3 protein-coding genes are annotated in these 2,256 nt (G+C 34.8%); 1 reads left to right on the top strand and 2 read right to left on the bottom strand.

The window, feature by feature from the left end; translation table 11 throughout:
* Positions 1 to 44: 44 nt before the first annotated feature.
* Entirely contained in the window at positions 45 to 710 is a 666-nt protein-coding gene (locus tag T513_RS0109550; RefSeq protein WP_031589902.1) for a Crp/Fnr family transcriptional regulator, read from the bottom strand.
* 138 nt (positions 711 to 848) lie between these two features.
* Here T513_RS0109550 and T513_RS0109545 point away from each other — a divergent pair, with 138 nt between their 5' ends.
* Positions 849 to 1,622, top strand: coding sequence for an SDR family oxidoreductase (locus tag T513_RS0109545; protein WP_031589901.1), 774 nt, complete (start codon positions 849 to 851; stop codon positions 1,620 to 1,622).
* A 33-nt stretch (positions 1,623 to 1,655) separates the two neighbouring features.
* On the opposite strand, the gene T513_RS0109540 is transcribed toward T513_RS0109545, so the two are convergent.
* Positions 1,656 to 2,123, bottom strand: a complete 468-nt coding sequence (locus tag T513_RS0109540) for a hypothetical protein (protein WP_031589900.1) — start codon at positions 2,121 to 2,123, stop codon at positions 1,656 to 1,658.
* Positions 2,124 to 2,256: the final 133 nt, after the last annotated feature.

Raw genomic sequence — 2,256 nt, 5'->3', positions numbered from 1 at the left:
TATGTATATTATACCATATATTTTACTGATATTTATCCCACGGCCTAAAGGCACGTGGGTTTTCTGTCGGGAACTTTATAAATGATGAAATGATTCTTTTTAAAATCAAGCAATCCTTCCTGTTTCATAAGTGATAGTTCATGGGATAAGGATGATCTATCTACAAGTAGATAATCAGCCAACTGCTGACGGTTGAAAGGAATATCAAAGACAAAGCTATCATGTATTCTTATTTGCATATATAAATAGTTCATGAGACGCTCTCTCATGCTCTTAGGTGCAATTGTATTGATTTTATTGGATAATGCCACATTCTTGCTGGCAAGAAGATGCATAAGATTCTTTATAAAGGCAGGATAGTGAACATCCATAATCTTATTGCCGTCAAGGAATAGCACTCTTGTCTTTGTGACTGCCATTACATCCAACTTTAAATCATGATGTATTAAAGCATAGGATTCTCCAAAATAATCATAGGTATCAATATGAGCATAAATATTGGAGTGTCCAAGTAAATCATAGCTGATTCCAATGAGTTCTCCTTCTAATACAAGTCCAATCTCATGGACTGTTTCTCCTTGATTAAAGACTATTTCATTTTTCTCATAGCATTCTATTCTTCCTGATAATAAAGAAAGAATCTCTTCAATCTGATGATCTTCTAATGAAGAAAACAGATCAAAGTGATGCATTTCATCTATTATATTCATTCACTTCACTCCTTGTTTTTATAGTGTATCATAACCTATATGATAAATCATATTAAAAAAATTTTGTGCAAATCATTTGTCTACAAAAAATGAAAACGCTATAATAAATGTATAAGAGTTTTTGAAAGGAGTTAAAAAATGACTAATTATTTTGATCTTAAGGGCCAGGTGGCTCTTGTCACTGGATGTTCTGCAGGACTAGGCGTTCAGATGGCGAAAGCTCTTGCATCTCAGGGTGCAAACATTGTTGCTTTAGCAAGAAGAAAAGAAAGAATCGATGCTGTTGCTGAAGAAATCAAAAAGACATATGGCGTAGACGCCATCGGTGTTCAGTGTGATATCACTGATACTGATCGTGTCAATGAAGCTGTCAAGGAAGTTTTGAATCATTTTGGAAGAATTGATATTCTTGTAAATAATGCCGGTACAGGTGCTGTTGCTCCTGCTGAAGACATTACTGATGAACAGTTTGCCAATGAAATGAACATTGACTTATTTGGTTCATTCAAGGTTGCTAGAGCTGTTGCTAAACAGGCAATGATTCCAGCTAAATATGGTCGAATCATCAACATTGCTTCAATGTATGGTCTTGTCGGCAATAAGATTGCTGGCTCTTCTCCATATCATGCTGCTAAAGGTGGCGTTGTCAATTTGACAAGAGCACTTGCTTCTGAATGGGGAAAATATAATATTACTGTCAATTCAATCTGTCCTGGATATTTCTACACTGACTTAACTGTAGATACATTAAATAGTGATTTCTTCCAGCAGAATGCAAAGACAATGATTCCTCTAGAAAGATACGGAAATGAAGGAGAATTGGATAGTGCTGCTATTTTCTTAGCTTCCCCTGCTTCTTCATATGTCACTGGTGTTAACTTACCTGTAGATGGTGGTTATACAGCAATGTAATAAAAAAAGCTCCTTACGTGTGTAAGGAGTTTTTTATTTTAGTTTTTCTTTATAAGTATCATAATAAGCTTCTCTCATCATCTCCATGGTAGATGTATGATGTCTTTTATACATATCCTCAATATTGCTGACAAATGCACCTGCATAGGCTGGATTGTCCTTAAAAGCATAAAAGAGCTTATGTTGCCATTTCTTATGTGAATAGCTGTTATGATGATACATCAGTTCTCTTATTATACTATGAGCATAATAACTTGATTCTACGATATAGCCACGAGAAAGATCACATTTTAACAATGAATCCATCTCCATTGTATCATTAGGCATATCGAGCTTTTTTAATAAAGAAGAAATCTGACGTGATGTTTTCAGCAGTCTTCTTCTTTTTAATAGAAAACCTTTTCTCGTCTTCAGATGGTCCCTTTTTGAAAGATATCCTCCTAACATGAACGCCTGTTCAAATTCGTCTTGAGATACTTTTCTTATTATAGGTACAAACATAGAAATTCCTCCTTAACTGCATTATAACATCATCCAAATATCAAAGTGAACTACCACCCACCTAAAGGTAGATGGCTTCTAAGAACCTGACGGTTCTATTTAAGAAGTTTGATATTTAAGTTTCCACCCGACA

It is taken from the genome of Kandleria vitulina DSM 20405, from assembly GCF_000702065.1.
Taxonomy (GTDB): domain Bacteria; phylum Bacillota_I; class Bacilli_A; order Erysipelotrichales; family Coprobacillaceae; genus Kandleria; species Kandleria vitulina.
This window is presented reverse-complemented; position numbering and strand designations above follow the sequence as displayed.